This is a genomic window from Dyella sp. PARNA 12/25 (assembly GCF_055702865.1).
This window is the reverse complement of sequence record NZ_JBVQCI010000001.1, coordinates 279,712-295,202: the sequence shown is the minus strand read 5'-3', so window position 1 is coordinate 295,202 and position 15,491 is coordinate 279,712. Positions and strand designations below refer to the sequence as shown.

Genomic DNA, 15,491 nt, shown 5'->3' with positions numbered 1-15,491 from the left:
AGCATCCTTCAAAGCGGCGCGCGCAGCTTAGCGCGCATGCCATTCGTAGACCGTGATGTCCCAGCCGCCACTGGTGTGGGCCGGGTCCGTATGGACGATGCCAAGCGCTTCATCCATGTTGTTGGCGAGCAACAGATAGGCACCACCGGATTTGTCGCTGAAACCACCCGACATCTCCAGTCGGCCACCGGCTCGCAGGCCTTCAAGGAAATCCTTGTGAGGCTGCACGATGGCCGGATCAAAATCAGGGCGGCGCATAGCCATGACGAGGTAACGGTTCATCAAAGTTTCCTCAGCCCGCGTCGATGGCAGCAATGCGCTCGCGCCAGGCATGGGTCTTGGCCAGCACAGCGTCGGTGTCGATATCGGTGAGCACTCGGCCGGCGAGCTTGCGAACACCGTTGATCCACACGTCGGTGACCTGATGGCGACCGGTCGCGTAAGCGAGCTGCGAGGCGATATGGAACAGCGGCTGGGTTTCCAGGTCCGACAGACGCACGGCGGCGAGGTCGGCCTGCTTGCCTGCCTCGATGGAGCCGATGCGATCTTCCAAGCCCATGGCCCGCGCGCCGTTAAGCGTCGCCGCACGCAGCGCATAGGCCGCGTCGAATGCCGCGGCATCCCCTGCCACAGCCTTCGCGAGCAGGGCCGCCGTGCGCATTTCGCCGAACATGTCGAGATCGTTGTTGGAAGCGCAACCGTCGGTGCCGAGGGCCACGTTTACGCCGGCCAGACGCAGCTTTTCCGCCGGGCAGAAGCCTGAGGCAAGCTTGAGATTCGATTCCGGGCAATGCACCACGGAGACGCCGGCTTCCGCGCACGCGGTGATTTCCGCGTCGGTGAGCTGCGTCATGTGCACCGCAATCAGTCGATCGTTGACGATGCCCAGCTTCTGCAGGCGCTGGAACGGACGCAGGCCGCTCTTGGCCTTCTCCTCTTCCACTTCATGCGCAGTTTCGTGCGTATGCAGGTGTACCTGAATGTCGAGCTGGTCGGACAGCACGCGGATGCGCTCGAAGCTTTCGTCCGACACGGTGTAGGGCGCGTGCGGCGCAAACGACGTGCCCACCAGCGCATCGCCCAGGAAACTGTCGTGCACTTCGATGGCGCGGTCGAAATACTCGTCCTGCGTCTTCGCCCACGCCGTGGGGAATTCGATCACTGGCAGACCCACCACGGCACGGAAACCCATGCGGCGATAGGTGGCACCAATCACATCCGGGAAGAAGTAGTTTTCGTTGGTGCAGGTGGTGCCACCACGAATCATCTCCGCCACGGCCAGTTCCACGCCATCGCGCACGAACTCGGGACCGATCACCTGCCCTTCCACCGGCCAGATGTGCTTCTGCAACCACACCATCAGCGGCAGGTCGTCGGCTAGGCCGCGCAGGAGCGTCATGGGGTTGTGGGTGTGGCTGTTGACCAGGCCGGGAATCAGCACATGTTCGCCCAGCTCGACGCGCTCGCGCGGTGCATAGGCGGTGCGCGCTTCGCCGATCGGCAGCAGGGCCACGATGGCGCCTTTGTCGATGGCCACGGCATGGTGTTCCAGTACGACGCCGTGCGGCTCGACCGGCACGATCCAGCGCGCTTCGATCAACAGGTCGACGGGTTGCGGGGCAGTCTGGCTCATCCTGGGCTCGCTTTTCGATGTTTGGATACGACATGGGGCGGATCACCTTGCGGTGGCCGCCCCATGGTTGCTCATCGGTGTGACGACTTTATTCGTCATTCCAGCGAAAGCTGGAATCCAGTGACTTTGCGTCCGGATGTGCGAAGGAGAAGTGTGCTTCGCACTACGTACTTCACTGGATCCCGGCCTGCGCCGGGATGACGAATCGGCAAGCCGCGCGCAAGCGCGCGGGCCGATTCGTCACTTGCCGACGCGGCTGACGTACTCGCCCGTGCGGGTGTCGACCTTGATCACTTCGTCGGTGGTGACGAACAACGGCACGCGCACCACGGCACCGGTTTCCAGGGTGGCCGGCTTGCCGCCGCCACCGGAGGTGTCGCCGCGCAGGCCCGGATCGGTTTCGGTAATCTTCAGCTCGACGAAGTTCGGTGCCTGCACGGTGATGATCTCGCCGTTGAACAGCGTGACCACGCACTCTTCCTCGCCCTTCAGCCACTTCACGGCGTCGCCCATGCCAGCCTTGCTGGCCTGGTGCTGCTCGAAGCTTTCCTGGTGCATGAAGTGCCAGAACTCGCCATCGGAGTACAGGTACTGCATGTCGGTATCGACGACGTCGGCGACCTCGAAGCTGTCGCTGGACTTCATGGTCGACTCGCTGGTGCGACCGTTCTTCAGGTTGCGGATGAAGATGCGGGTAAACGCCTGACCCTTGCCGGGCTTGATGAAATCGGCGTCCGTAATGACCCAGGGGTCATTGTTGTGAAGGATCTTCATACCCTTCTTGACGTCGTTGAGACCGGCGGTGGCCATGCGTAGCGCTCCAGATGTGATGCCGCTGGGAGGCGGCTAGAATAGGGGTTTGCCCGGGCCAGAGGCCCGTTTCAAGACCCACTATGATAACCGCAAGCCACGCCGCCCGCCTATCGCCGCCAGAAACCGACTGGCGCGCGCTGTGGCGCGATGCCATCACGGATCCCCGGGAATTGCTGGATGCCGTGGATCTTGGGCATCTGGCCGACCGCCTCCCCCTGGATGACGCCGGCTTCTCCACGCGCGTTCCGCGCGGTTTTGCGGCCCGCATGCGCAAGGGCGACGCGCAGGACCCTTTGCTGCTCCAGGCCCTGCCCCAGCTGGCCGAGCTGGACGTGGTGCCTGGGTTCGCCATCGACGCCGTAGGCGACATGGCATCCCGCTCGGCCCAGGGCGTGCTGCACAAATACGAGGGCCGCGCCCTGCTGATCGCCAGCGGCAGCTGCGCCATCAACTGCCGCTACTGTTTCCGCCGCCACTTTCCCTACGGCGACGAGATGGCCGCCGCCGGCCAGTGGCGCAAGGCGTTGGAGCATGTACGGCAGGACACCTCGATCACCGAGCTGATCCTGTCCGGCGGCGACCCCCTGTCACTCGCTACGGCGAAGCTGGAGGAGCTGACGCGCGGTCTGGCCGAGATCCCGCACGTGACCCGCCTGCGTATCCACACTCGCTTGCCGGTGGTGCTGCCCGAGCGTATCGATGAGCCATTCACGCAATGGCTGACCGCGCTGCCGCTGCAGAGAGTTGTGGTGCTACATGCCAACCACGCCAATGAGTTCGATACGCAGGTTGATGCGGCCTGCGCCCGACTGCGCGAGGCGGGCGCCACCCTGCTCAATCAGTCGGTGCTGCTGCGAGGCATCAACGACGATGCTGAAACGCTTGCCGCATTGTCCGAACGCCTGTTCGCAGCCGGCGTGCTGCCCTACTACCTGCATCAACTCGACCGGGTGCAGGGCGCAGCACACTTCGAGGTGGACGATGCCCGTGCCCTGGCGCTGGTGGAAGCCGTTCGCCACCGCCTGCCCGGCTACCTGGTGCCCAAGCTGGTGCGCGAGATCGGCGGCGAAGCATCCAAGCGGCCTCTGTAATGGAACTGCCGCACACTTGTGGGCCCCGTCACTTCCAGAATATTTCTGCTGGCAGTGACCCGCGGAATCCGCTAAAACCACGGATGGCCCGCGCCCTGCCTTGATGGCAGCTCAATCTCCTGCAGCGCGAACAACGGATAGCTCGACGTGCCCACAAAAACTGACCTGGTCATCAAGATCCTTTTCATTGAGAAGTCAGTCGAAGACGCGGAACAGATCATCAGCTTGCTGCGCAACAGCGGCATCGCCGTGCGCCCCGCGCGGGCGACCAGCGCTGACCAGATCACGGCCGCCCTCGATGAGCTGGGCCCCGATATCGTTCTGTTCGACCCGGCGATTGGCACCCTGGAGCTGCGCGAAGTGTCGCGCCTGCTCGATGCCCATGGCCGCGATCTTTCGCTGATCGCCCTGGTTGGCCAGGTGGACAACGCCACCATCACCGAGCTGTTTGTTGGTGGCGCGCGCAGCGTGGCGCTTCGGCCGCAGCCCAAGCAGCTGATGGCGGTGATCCAGCGCGAGTTCGAGGCGCTCAATGCCCGCCGGCAACTGCGCCGCCTGGAAGCGGCACTGCGCGAATCGGAGCGGCGCTGCGACGCCCTGCTGGATTCATCCACCGACGCCATCGCCTATGTGCACGAAGGCATGCACGTTCGCGCCAACCAGGCCTACCTCGACACCTTCGGTTACACCGAATTCGACGACCTGCTCGGCTTGCCGGTGCTGGACATGATCGGCCCCGGCGACGCCGACGACTTCAAGAGCACCCTCAAAGGCCTCTCGCGCGGCGAAAAGCCCAGTGCGCCACTCGAGCTGCAGGCGCGGCGCGCTGACGCCACCAGCTTCAAGGCCAGCGTGGAATTCGCCCACGCGATGTTCGAAGGCGAGCCCTGCCTGCAGGTGGTGTTCCGCCGCCAGAAGATCGACGCCAGCGTCATCGAGCAGCTGCAGCGCGACCAAGTGACCGGCCTGTTCAATCGCGCGCGAATGCTCGAGTGCATCGACCAGGCCGTTGCCGCCGCGACCCAGGGCACCAAGGGCCAGTCACTGCTGCTTATCGAACCGGACAACTGGCAGTCCATCGTGGCCGGCATTGGCCTGGCCAAAGCCGACGAACTGCTGGCCGCCTTCGCCAACCGCGTGGAAGGCGTGCTCGGCGCACACGACACAGCCGGCCTGCTGGCCGAGCACACCGTAGGCGTGCTGCTGCATACCCGCAACGACGAAAACATCAAGAGCTGGATCGCCAACCTGCAGCAGGCTATTGCCGGTGGCATTTTCGACCTGGGCACCCGCTCTATCACGGTCACCACCAGCATCGGCGGCAGCCTGCTGGGCGAAAAGAACGCCAACACCGAACTGCTGCTCAACCAGTCCAGCCAGGCGCTGCGCAACGCACAGAGCCAGGGCGGCAACCGCATCGATCTGCACGATCCGGCCGCCCGCGAGAAGGCCGACGAAGAGCGCGAGCGGTACTGGCTCGGTGTACTCAAGCAGGCGCTTATCCAGAACGATTTCGTGCTCTACCACCAGCAGTCCATCAGCCTTCAGGACGCCGAGGGCGAGTTCTCTGAAATCCTGCTACGCCTCAACGGCCCGCAGGGCGAGGTTCTGCCCGGCTTTTTCATGCCGATTGCCGAGAAACACAACCTCACCCCGTCTATCGACCGCTGGGTGCTGAACCAGGCCATCGAGCACCTGAAGACGCGCGAACGCTCAGGTGTTCCGACCACGTTCTTCGTCAAACTGACCTCCGGCTCGCTGGAGGACTCCGAACTGCTGCCATGGCTTGGCGAACGCCTGAGGCTTGCCGCCCTCACCCACGGCAAGCTGGTGCTGGAAACCACCGAGAGCAAGGTGGTGACGTCGCTGCGCCCGGCTCAGGAATTCATCAGGTCCTGGAAGAAGCTGGGCGGCCAGTTTGCACTGGAGCAATTCGGCTCTGGCCTCAACTCGTTCCAGCTGCTCAACCACATCGACGCCGACTACCTGAAAATCGACCGCAGCTACATGGCCGACCTGCCGCAGCAGCAGGAAAGCCAGAAGAAGGTGGCCGAGATCTGCCGCCAGGCACGCGAGCTGAAAAAGCAGACCATTGCCGAATGGGTGGAGGACGCCGCCAGCACCTCGCTGCTTTTCGCCTGTGGCGTGGACTTTGTGCAGGGCAACTTCCTGCAGGAGCCGCAGCGATTGATGTAAACCTTAAGATCCGCGTCGCTCCCTGTAGGAGCGCACTTGTGCGCGACAGGCAGTGCAGCAACGCTGCCAATGAAAAAGCCCGCCAATCCTGGTGGGCTTTTTTTCACTTCTAGCGTGGGGGAGCTACCGCTTCCAACCGGGCGCGTGGCCGGTCGCGCACAAGTGCGCTCCTACAAAAGGTCAGTGATGACATGGGGCGCACAAAAAACCCCGCGGATCACTCCGCGGGGTTTTCTTGTATCGGATTGACTTGCTCGAATTACTGAGCAGCCTTCTTCGCAGCCTTGGCAGCGGAGACAGCAGCAACGTCTTCCTTAATGCGAGCAGCCTTGCCTTCCAGATTGCGCAGGTAGTACAGCTTGGCGCCACGCACCTTACCCTTGCGCTTCACTTCCAGCGAGTCGATGGCCGGGCTGTGAGCCTGGAACACGCGCTCCACGCCGGTGCCGTGCGAAATCTTGCGCACGGTGAAGGCCGAATGCAGACCGCGGCTACGCTTGGCGATGACGACACCCTCGAACGCCTGAACGCGCTCGCGGTTACCTTCCTTCACCTTCACGTTGACCACCACGGTGTCACCAGGGCCGAACTCCGGCAGCTGGCGGGTGATCTGCTCGGCTTCGAACTGTTCGATGATCTTGTTCATGGCAACACCTGTCTATTCACTGTGCCCTTAATGGGCCGTATCGTCGTGCCGCGACTGCTGAGCATGCTCGCGGCGGAAGTCATCCAACAGCGCGCGGGATTCTGCATCCAACGCGCGCTGCGCCAAAAGGTCGGGACGTCGCAACCAGGTCCGTCCCAGCGATTGCTTCAGGCGCCAGCGGCGAATGGCCGCGTGGTCACCGGAAAGCAGTACATCCGGCACGTCGCCCAGTGCGTCATGCACCGGTTTTGCATAGTGCGGGCAATCCAGCAGTCCGTCCGAAAACGAATCCTGCTGCGCCGACTGCGCGTCGTTCAACGCACCGTCCTGCAAGCGGCCCACGGCATCGATGATCACTGCCGCACCCAACTCACCGCCAGACAGCACATAATCGCCGATGGAGAGCTCCTCGTCGACCTCGTGCGCCAGCAGGCGCTCGTCCACACCTTCGTAACGCCCGCAGAGCAAGGCGATGCGTGGCAGCTTCGCCAGCGCTTCCACCCGTCCCTGCGTCAACCTCGCACCCTGCGGGCTGAGGTAGATCACATGCACCGGTTCCGGTGCGGCCTCGCGCATGGCCTTGAGGGCATCACGCAAAGGCTGAATAAGCATCACCATTCCGGGTCCGCCGCCACAGGTGCGGCCGTCCACGGTGCGGTAATTGTCGTTGGCGAAGTCGCGCGGGTTCCAGGTTTCCACCTGCAGCAACTCACGCTGCTGGGCCCGCCCCACCACACCTACCGCAGCACACTGACGCATGAAGTCGGGAAACAACGTGACGACATCGATGCGCATGATCCTCAACCCATTTGGCAGCGCAGGGCGCGCTCAGAATTCAGGATCCCAGTCCACCACCATGCGCCCGCCGGACAAATCCACCGAACGCACATAAGAGCCCTGGATAAACGGAATCAGCCGCTCACGCGGACCGTCCTTCACCACCACGACATCGTTGGCGCCGGTCGCGAACAGGTGACTGACCCGCCCCAGTGCCACGCCTTCCGTGGTGACGACCTCAAGACCTTCGAGGTCGACCCAGTAGTACTCATCCTTGCCGGGAGGTGGCAGCAGCTCGCGGGCGACATAAATGTCCTGCCCAATCAGGGCTGCTGCTGTGTCCCGGTCATCCACGTCGGGCAACTGGGCAATGAGCCCTTTGCCTTGCGGACGACCTTTTACTCCCGTGATCTCCGTTTCCACACCCGGCGCCGAAGACAGCAGCCAGGGTTGGTAAGTGAAGATCTTCGCGCGGGGCTCGGTCCAGGATTCAAGCTTGACCCAGCCCTGCACGCCGTACAGCCCGACGATGCGCCCGACCAGGACGCGCCGACTGGCTGCCGTCATACTCAGGCAGCCTGCTTGCCGGCTTCCTTGACGAGGGCGGCGACCTTGTCGCTCAGCTGCGCACCCTTGCCAACCCACTCCTGCACGCGGGCAACGTTCAGCTCAAGGCGCTTGTCCTTGCCCGAAGCAACCGGATTGTAGAAACCCACGTTCTCGATGCTGCGACCGTCGCGCTTGTTGCGCTGATCGGTGACAACGATGTGGTAGAACGGACGGCCCTTGGCGCCGCCGCGCGAAAGACGAATCTTGACCATAAGTAAAAGCTCCAGAGTTGCCGGATGCCGGCAGCACGCACGAGACCGTGCGCGGTAAACGCGGCATTTTAATGAATTTTGAGGAAAAAGGAAGAGCTGACAGGCAAATCCGGCCAAAAACACCGGCCAGGCCGTTCAGACTCAGCGCATCGGCGGGAAACCACCACCCATACCGCCCATGCCCTTCATGGCGCCACGCATCTGCCGCAGCAGGCCCTTCGAGCCGCCCTTGGAGAGCTTGGACATCATTTTTTCCATCTGCATGTACTGCTTGAGCAGACGGTTCACGTCGGCCGGCTGGGTGCCCGAACCGCGTGCCACACGGGCACGGCGCGAGCCGTTGAGCAGGTCCGGATGACGACGTTCTTTCTTGGTCATCGACTGGATGATCGCGACCATGCGCTTGATCTCGCCGTCGTTGACCTTGGATTTCACGTTCTCGGGCAGACTGGAAACGCCCGGCAGCTTGTCCATCAGCCCAGCGAGACCACCCATGTTGGTCATCTGCTCGAGCTGGTCGCGCATGTCGTTGAGATCGAAGCGCTTGCCCTTGATGACCTTCTCGGCGAGCTTCTGCGCCTTTTCCTGATCGACCTTGCGCTCCACCTCCTCGACCAGCGACAACACGTCGCCCATGCCGAGAATGCGCTGCGCGACGCGATCCGGATGGAACGGCTCGAGCGCATCGGTCTTTTCGCCGGCACCGAGGAACTTGATCGGGCGACCGGTGACATAACGCACCGACAACGCCGCACCACCGCGCGCATCACCGTCCGTCTTGGTCAGCACCACGCCGGTGAGCGGCAGCGCTTCTGCGAATGCCTTGGCGGTATTGGCCGCGTCCTGGCCGGTCATGGAGTCGACCACGAACAGCGTTTCGATCGGGGTGATCGCGGCGTGCAGCGCCTTGATCTCCGCCATCATCGCCTCGTCCACGTGCAAGCGACCAGCGGTGTCGACCAGCAACACGTCGACGACTTCGCGGCGCGCAGCGGCAATGGCGTTCTTCGCAATATCGACCGGGTTCTGGCCCGCTTCCGACGGGAAGAACTTCACGCCCACCTGCTCGGCCAGCGTGCGCAGCTGTTCGATAGCGGCCGGACGGTACACGTCGCAGCTCACCACCATCACCTTTTTCTTTTTGCGCTCGGCAAGGAAGCGGGCGAGCTTGGCGACCGTGGTGGTCTTACCGGCACCCTGCAGGCCAGCCATCAGCACCACGGCCGGCGGCTGCTGGGCAAGGTTGAGTTCGGTATTGGCGGTACCCATCAGCGCGGTCAGCTCGTCGCTGACCACCTTCACCAGTGCCTGGCCCGGCGACAGGCTCTTGAGCACTTCCTGACCCACCGCGCGCACCTTGACGCGCTCGATCAACGTCTGCACCACCGGCAGGGCGACGTCGGCTTCCAGCAAGGCGATGCGCACTTCGCGCAGCGATTCGCGGATGTTCTCCTCGGTCAGGCGACCGCGGCCACGCAAGCGGTTGACGGTGGCGGAGAGGCGTTGGCTGAGGGACTCGAACATGGATCAGGCCGGTGGGCGGAAACAATCGATTATAGCGGGATGGGGGTCCTGTGGTGGGGACGCAAGTCCGCCCCGGTCACATGCCTGCAAAAGGGCTCACCACACGGCACAACGACGCGCCCCCACTACCCACCCCAAAAGCCCCATGCCACACTCGCCCGCTATGGCCGTCACCATCGTCTTTGCCCTGCTCGCCATCGTGCTCTATCTCGCCGCTGCCGCTGGGCTGGCGCGACCGTTGTTGAGTGGCGGACAACCCCTGAGCCGCATGGCCCTGGCCTTGGCGGGCACCGCTGTGTTGATCCACGCCAGCATCCTGCTGAGTACCCATCGTGGTGCACTCGACCTGCATTTCTTTGCAGCGCTGTCGTTGGTCGCCTGCGTGGTTTCGGCGCTGACGCTGGTCGTGAACCTGTCGCGCCCGGTGGCTGCGCTGGGCGTGATCGTGTTCCCGCTCACCGCCCTGCTGCTTGGAGTGGACACCTTCGCCGCGCCCACGACCTCACCCGAGGCGCTGGAGTGGCAGATCAAGCTGCACGTCACCGTGGCCCTGCTCGCCTTCAGCGTACTGTCGATCGCCGCGGCGCTGGCCATTCTGCTCGCCGTGCAGGAGCGCGCACTCCGTCACCGCCAGTTCGGACCCTGGCTGCGGGCGCTGCCGCCGCTGACGCTGACGGAAATGCTGCTGTTCCGCCTGATTGGCGCCGGCTTCCTGCTGCTGACGCTGACCCTGCTCACCGGCATCCTGTTTGTCGATAACCTGTTCGGCCAACACCTGATCCACAAGACGGTGCTATCGATCATTGCGTGGCTGGTGTTCGGCACGCTGCTCTATGGACGCTGGCGACATGGTTGGCGCGGCCGCAGCGCCGTCAATCTCACATTGTTCGGCATGGGCGTATTGCTGCTTGCCTTCTTCGGCACCAAGGCCGTGCTTGAGTTGATCCTCCACCGCAGCCCATGACCGTCGGCCGCCAGTTTGTTCTCACCCTGTCCTGTCCGGATCGCGCCGGCATCGTGGCGGCGGTGTCGAACCACCTGGCCTCGCATCGCTGCAACATTCTCGAAGCGCAACAGTTCGGCGACGCCGAAACGGGCCGCTTCTTCATGCGGCTGGTGTTTGAGAGTGCAGCGCTTTCATTTGGGGAACTGAGCAGCGGCCTCGAGACTTTCGCCCCCTCACTCGCCATGCAATGGACGCTGCGCGATCGCGCGCAGCGTCGACGAGTGATGTTGCTGGTATCGAAGTTTGACCACTGCCTGGCAGACATCCTCTATCGCTGGCGCATTGGCGAGTTGCCGATGGAGATCGCGGGCATCGTCGCCAACCACCCGATCGAGACGTATCGTCATCTGGATTTTGATGCGATTCCCTTCCACTACCTGCCCGTGCGCAGAGATCGGAAAGCAGCACAGGAAACCGCACTCTGGTCGCTGATCGAACAGAGCAAGGTCGATCTAGTGGTACTAGCACGCTACATGCAGGTCCTATCGCCCGATGTCGCCACGCGACTGGCAGGCCGCTGCATCAACATCCACCACTCGTTCCTGCCAGGGTTCAAAGGTGCCCGCCCGTACCACCAGGCGCACCGCCGCGGCGTCAAACTGATTGGCGCCACCGCCCACTTCGTCACCGCCGACCTCGATGAAGGCCCGATCATCGAACAGGACATCGAGCGCGTCACGCATGCCGATACACCGGACGACCTCATCCGTATCGGCCGCGATATCGAACGCCGCGTGCTCGCCCGCACGCTGAGGCTTTATCTCGACGACCGCGTGCTGCTCAACGGCGGCAAGACCGTGGTTTTCCATTCGTAACCTGGAGGCATTCGTGGAACTGATCGGCATGCTCGACTCACCCTATGTCCGCCGTGCAGCGATTTCGCTGCGGTTGCTGGGTGTCCCGTTTACCCACCGCGCGTGGTCGGTGTTCCGCAACTACGACGAATTCCGCCAGCTCAATCCACTGGTCAAAGCACCGACGCTGGTGCTGGGCGATGGCACGCTACTGACCGAGTCCGGGCTGATTATTGACTGGGCCGAGTCCATCAGCGACCGCCCGAGCCTCACGCCAAACGAACCGCAAGCGCGTCTACGTGCATTGCGCCTCACCGGCGTTGCGTTGGCAGCCAGCGAAAAGAGCGTGCAGATCGTTTACGAGCACAAGCGCGATGAAGACAAGCGCGACGCCGGCTGGATGGCGCGCGTGCAAGGGCAGCTGCGAGCGGCCTACGACATTCTCGAGCGTGAGCTGGAAGGTGTTGAAGGCTGGTTGTTCGGTAACGAGCCGAGCCAGGCGGATATCTCCATCGCTGTCGCGTGGGGCTTTACGCAATTGGTAACGGCGGACGTGATTGATGCGAAGGCGTATCCGCGCTTGGTGGCGTTCTCGCAGTATGCGGAGAAGCATCCGGATTTTGTGGCGTTGCCGGCGACGTAATTGCTCTGGAGATTCGCGTCGCGAGTGACGCGTTCGCAATATCGCTAAAACCGGAAACTGGAGCTACTGGACCCCGGCCTACGCCGGGGTGACGGCAAGGATGAAACGGTGGGGCTAGATGGCCCCCTCTCCCCAACCCTCTCCCAATAGGGGAGAGGGTGCACGGAGCACGGAGCACGGAGCATTGCACCGCTTTAAGTCCTCTGCGTTGTAGCGCGTTGCGGCGTAGCCGTACCGCGTGCCGGGCGATCGTGACGATCCGGGCTTCGCGGACTGCAAGGCTCTTATTAATCACGACGCTAAGGCAGCCCCGCTTTTAAGGCCGTTTTCTTTGGGTTACTTTTCTTTTGGGCCAGCAAAAGAAAAGTGACTCGAGCGCCGGCAGGCGATCGAAACGCCCGCCGCGTAGGCGGCACGCTGGCGGGAACACTTAACCAAAGCCAAAAGCAAAGTCACTGGATCCCAGCCTCCGCTGGGATGACGGTGAGGGGAATATGCGTTTTCGCAAGGACTCGACCTTTATCCCCTTTCCGGGGCTCACCCCAACCCTCTCCCCCGAGGGGAGAGGGAATAGAGCTAACTAGCGGCACGCATCGATCGCCTGCGACAACCTCTCCACCGCTACCACCTCCATCTCCCCGACCTTCCCCTTCTTCGGCGCATTCGCCTTGGGCACGATGGCCTTCTGGAACCCATGGTGCGCCGCTTCCTTCAAGCGCTCCTCACCATTCGGCACCGGCCGAATCTCCCCCGACAAACCCACCTCACCAAACGCGATGGTTTTCTCCGGCAATGGCCGGTCACGCAGACTGGACAGCACCGACAACAACACCGGCAGATCTGCCGCAGTCTCCTGCACACGAATGCCACCCACGACGTTGACGAACACATCCTGGTCATACGCGGCGACACCACCGTGCCGGTGCAGCACTGCCAGCAGCATTGCCAGACGATTCTGCTCAAGACCCAACGCCACGCGACGCGGATTGCCCAGCGAGGACTGATCCACCAGCGCCTGCACCTCTACCAACAATGGGCGCGTGCCTTCACGCGTCACCATCACGGCACTGCCCGAGGTCGGACCGCTGTGTGCGGAAAGGAAGATCGCCGACGGATTGGGCACTTCGCGCAGCCCCTTCTCCGACATGGCGAACACGCCTAGCTCGTTGACCGCGCCGAAGCGGTTCTTGAAGGCGCGAAGCACACGGAAGCGACTACCGGACTCGCCTTCGAAATACAGCACGGCATCCACCATGTGCTCGAGCACGCGCGGACCGGCGATGCCTCCTTCCTTCGTCACGTGACCCACCAGGAATACCGAGGTACCGGTTTCCTTGGCAAAACGGGTGAGCTTGGCGGCCGATTCGCGCACCTGACTCACGGAGCCCGGCGCAGCGGTCAGCAATTCAGTCCAGATGGTCTGGATGGAGTCAATCACCAACACGCGCGGGCGAGTGCTCAGCGCCTGCTCGATGATGCGCTCGATGCAGGTCTCCGCCAGCGCATGCAGCGGCGCCAGCGGCAGATCCAGGCGTTGCGCACGCGCGGCGACTTGGGCCAGCGACTCTTCGCCGGTGACATAGACGCTGCTCATCTGGACGCCCAGCGTGCCGAGCATCTGCAACAACAGGGTGGATTTGCCGATGCCCGGATCGCCGCCGATCAGTACCACCGAACCATCCACCAGGCCGCCACCGAGCACGCGATCCAGCTCACCGATGCCGGTAAGCGTGCGTGTTTCCGCGTTCAACGCCACGGCAGTCAGCGGCGTGACCTTGGGTGAGCCGCCTGCAGCACCTGCATAGCCAGTCGTGCTGCGTGCTGCGCCCGCCGACTTCACGGCTGGCTGGAGCACGATTTCACTCAGGGTGTTCCACGCATTGCATTCCAGGCACTGGCCTTGCCACTTGGAATGCTCCGCGCCGCAGTCGGCGCAGACATAGGCGGTTTTGGCTTTGGCCATGCATGTTTCCTGATGATGTCGCGAGTAGCGCCAAGCTTAGCCGGGCGCCATCGCAATCGGCGAGACGCCAGCGGATGACCACAAAATGAGGCGCTTTTGCCCTAGATCACGAGCGGATCATCGCCAACTTGCTACTTTCCATGACCGGTGCCTCACCTTTCGGCCCGGACATGGCAAAGAAAATCGCACTGTTTCCCAAGCACCCCGAGCGTATCTGCTGGGGCTGCGACAAGTACTGCGCCGCTGACTCCCTGGCCTGCGGCAATGGCTCGGGCCGCACACCGCACCCTATCGAAATGCTCGGTGACGACTGGCTCGAGCAAGGTGACTGGGGGTTCGATCCGGACGAGGTCGCCAAGGCCAAAAGCAAGGCCGGAAAAACGGATGCCTGAAGGCGCTCAGTTTTCGTCCTCGACGAACAACACCCGCTTGGTCATGCCGCAAGTCAGATCATAGGAGATCGTGCCCGCCTGGGTGGCGATGATCTCAACCGGCAACCCCGGCCCCCACAGCGTCACGCGATCGCCGACCTTCGCATGCGGTGCGTCGCGGAGATCCAGCGTGATCAGGTCCATCGACACCCTGCCGATCAGCGGCACCTGCTGATCGCCCACCAGCACGGGCGTGCCCGCTACCGCGCTACGCGGATAACCATCGCCATAACCGACGGCGGCGACACCTACCGGCATATCTTCCGGGCAACTCCAGGTGCCGTTGTAACCAATGCGCTCGCCCTTGCCGATCCGATTGATGGCAATCAGGCGAGTGCTCAGCGTCATGGCCGGACGGAAACCAAAGTCCGCTCCGGTCTTACCGTCCACCACCGACAGGCCATAAAGCAGGCCGCCCGTACGCACCCAGTCGCCACGCGCATCCGCCCAGCCAAGCACAGCCGCCGAGTTGGACAGCGAGCGAGGTCCATGCAAGCCCTGCGTTGCCTCGGCAAAGCGCAGTATTTGCGCTGGCGTCTGCGTGCCGTCGAATACTTCGGATTCCGCGAAATGCGTCAGCAGGCCAATTTCCGGATCGATGCCCGACATCGCGGCCAACTGTGCATGCACAAACGACACCGCTTCGGGCGCAAAGCCCAGACGATGCATGCCGCTATCCACCTTCAGCCATACGCGCAACAGGCCGCGCGCAGGCGATGCCTCACGCAGCCATTGCAGCTGGTCTTCGTGATGAATCGCCGCATCGAGATTCAGGCGTTGCATCTCGGCGATATCGCTGGCGCGGTCGGGGCCTGACAACACCACGATACGCTGGCGATGTCCCGCCGCCCGCAGGCGCAACCCGTCGCCCAGCGCAGCCACTGCAAAGGCGTCCGCGTCACCATCCAGCGCACGCGCCACGCGCTCAAGGCCATGCCCATAAGCATCGGCCTTGACCACCGCCATCACCTTGGCGGGTGCAGCCATCGCCTTGATGCGGGCCAGATTGTGGCGCAGCGCGCCCAGATGAATGGTGGCGACAGTGGTGCGACTCATGCCTGCTTGGCGTCGTGGCAACGACGCGATAGAAGTGGATGGGAGTGCGGGCTGACCAGCCCAAAGCGTGACAGAGCTTAACAGTCCCTGCCGGCAC

At 63.1% G+C, this 15,491-nt stretch carries 16 protein-coding genes; 6 read left to right on the top strand and 10 right to left on the bottom strand.

Going from position 1 to position 15,491, the window contains the following annotated elements; genetic code table 11:
- Nucleotides 1–27 precede the first annotated feature (27 nt).
- The 3 genes from AC0GUR_RS01325 to efp form a co-directional block, all read right to left on the bottom strand.
- Nucleotides 28–282 (bottom strand): YciI family protein, encoded by a 255-nt coding sequence (locus AC0GUR_RS01325; RefSeq protein WP_472875659.1) that lies wholly within the window; start codon nt 280–282, stop codon nt 28–30.
- Between the two features lie 10 nt (nt 283–292).
- Nucleotides 293–1,633 (bottom strand): TRZ/ATZ family hydrolase, encoded by a 1,341-nt coding sequence (locus AC0GUR_RS01320; RefSeq protein WP_472875658.1) that lies wholly within the window; start codon nt 1,631–1,633, stop codon nt 293–295.
- 240 nt (nt 1,634–1,873) lie between these two features.
- Nucleotides 1,874–2,443, bottom strand: coding sequence for an elongation factor P (efp, locus tag AC0GUR_RS01315; RefSeq protein ID WP_472875657.1), 570 nt, complete (start codon nt 2,441–2,443; stop codon nt 1,874–1,876).
- A gap of 83 nt (nt 2,444–2,526) precedes the next feature.
- Here efp and epmB point away from each other — a divergent pair, with 83 nt between their 5' ends.
- Nucleotides 2,527–3,537, top strand: coding sequence for an EF-P beta-lysylation protein EpmB (gene epmB / locus AC0GUR_RS01310; protein WP_472875656.1), 1,011 nt, complete (start codon nt 2,527–2,529; stop codon nt 3,535–3,537).
- Nucleotides 3,538–3,684: 147 nt separating this feature from the next.
- A complete protein-coding gene (locus AC0GUR_RS01305; protein WP_472875655.1) occupies nt 3,685–5,733 on the top strand; it encodes an EAL domain-containing response regulator in 2,049 nt (682 codons plus the stop codon).
- 259 nt (nt 5,734–5,992) lie between these two features.
- Here the strand turns inward: AC0GUR_RS01305 and rplS are convergent, their stop codons facing one another.
- The 5 genes from rplS to ffh all read right to left on the bottom strand — a co-directional run bounded on the left by rplS (nt 5,993) and on the right by ffh (nt 9,501).
- Nucleotides 5,993–6,379 carry a 50S ribosomal protein L19 gene (gene rplS, locus AC0GUR_RS01300; RefSeq protein WP_472875654.1) on the bottom strand — a complete coding sequence of 129 codons (387 nt, stop codon included), beginning with the start codon at nt 6,377–6,379 and terminating at the stop codon, nt 5,993–5,995.
- 27 nt (nt 6,380–6,406) lie between these two features.
- A complete protein-coding gene (gene trmD / locus AC0GUR_RS01295) occupies nt 6,407–7,174 on the bottom strand; it encodes a tRNA (guanosine(37)-N1)-methyltransferase TrmD (RefSeq protein ID WP_472875653.1) in 768 nt (255 codons plus the stop codon).
- A gap of 33 nt (nt 7,175–7,207) precedes the next feature.
- A complete protein-coding gene (gene rimM / locus AC0GUR_RS01290; protein WP_472875652.1) occupies nt 7,208–7,723 on the bottom strand; it encodes a ribosome maturation factor RimM in 516 nt (171 codons plus the stop codon).
- Nucleotides 7,724–7,725: 2 nt separating this feature from the next.
- A complete protein-coding gene (rpsP, locus tag AC0GUR_RS01285) occupies nt 7,726–7,977 on the bottom strand; it encodes a 30S ribosomal protein S16 (RefSeq protein ID WP_472875651.1) in 252 nt (83 codons plus the stop codon).
- 141 nt (nt 7,978–8,118) lie between these two features.
- Nucleotides 8,119–9,501, bottom strand: a complete 1,383-nt coding sequence (gene ffh, locus AC0GUR_RS01280; RefSeq protein ID WP_472875650.1) for a signal recognition particle protein — start codon at nt 9,499–9,501, stop codon at nt 8,119–8,121.
- A 145-nt stretch (nt 9,502–9,646) separates the two neighbouring features.
- Between ffh and AC0GUR_RS01275 the strand changes: the two genes are divergently transcribed.
- The 3 genes from AC0GUR_RS01275 to AC0GUR_RS01265 are packed head-to-tail and all read left to right on the top strand — an operon-like array spanning nt 9,647 to nt 11,944.
- Nucleotides 9,647–10,465 carry a cytochrome C assembly family protein gene (locus AC0GUR_RS01275; RefSeq protein ID WP_472875649.1) on the top strand — a complete coding sequence of 273 codons (819 nt, stop codon included), beginning with the start codon at nt 9,647–9,649 and terminating at the stop codon, nt 10,463–10,465.
- A complete protein-coding gene (gene purU, locus AC0GUR_RS01270) occupies nt 10,462–11,322 on the top strand; it encodes a formyltetrahydrofolate deformylase (protein WP_472875648.1) in 861 nt (286 codons plus the stop codon). Before AC0GUR_RS01275 ends, purU begins: the two co-directional genes overlap by 4 nt.
- Before the next feature lie 13 nt (nt 11,323–11,335).
- Nucleotides 11,336–11,944 (top strand): glutathione S-transferase family protein, encoded by a 609-nt coding sequence (locus AC0GUR_RS01265; protein ID WP_472875647.1) that lies wholly within the window; start codon nt 11,336–11,338, stop codon nt 11,942–11,944.
- 580 nt (nt 11,945–12,524) lie between these two features.
- On the opposite strand, the gene radA is transcribed toward AC0GUR_RS01265, so the two are convergent.
- Entirely contained in the window at nt 12,525–13,907 is a 1,383-nt protein-coding gene (gene radA / locus AC0GUR_RS01260) for a DNA repair protein RadA (RefSeq protein ID WP_472875646.1), read from the bottom strand.
- Nucleotides 13,908–14,077: 170 nt separating this feature from the next.
- Here radA and AC0GUR_RS01255 point away from each other — a divergent pair, with 170 nt between their 5' ends.
- Nucleotides 14,078–14,299, top strand: a complete 222-nt coding sequence (locus tag AC0GUR_RS01255) for a DUF3079 domain-containing protein (protein ID WP_472875645.1) — start codon at nt 14,078–14,080, stop codon at nt 14,297–14,299.
- Nucleotides 14,300–14,305: 6 nt separating this feature from the next.
- Here the strand turns inward: AC0GUR_RS01255 and alr are convergent, their stop codons facing one another.
- Nucleotides 14,306–15,394, bottom strand: coding sequence for an alanine racemase (gene alr, locus AC0GUR_RS01250; RefSeq protein WP_472875644.1), 1,089 nt, complete (start codon nt 15,392–15,394; stop codon nt 14,306–14,308).
- Nucleotides 15,395–15,491: the final 97 nt, after the last annotated feature.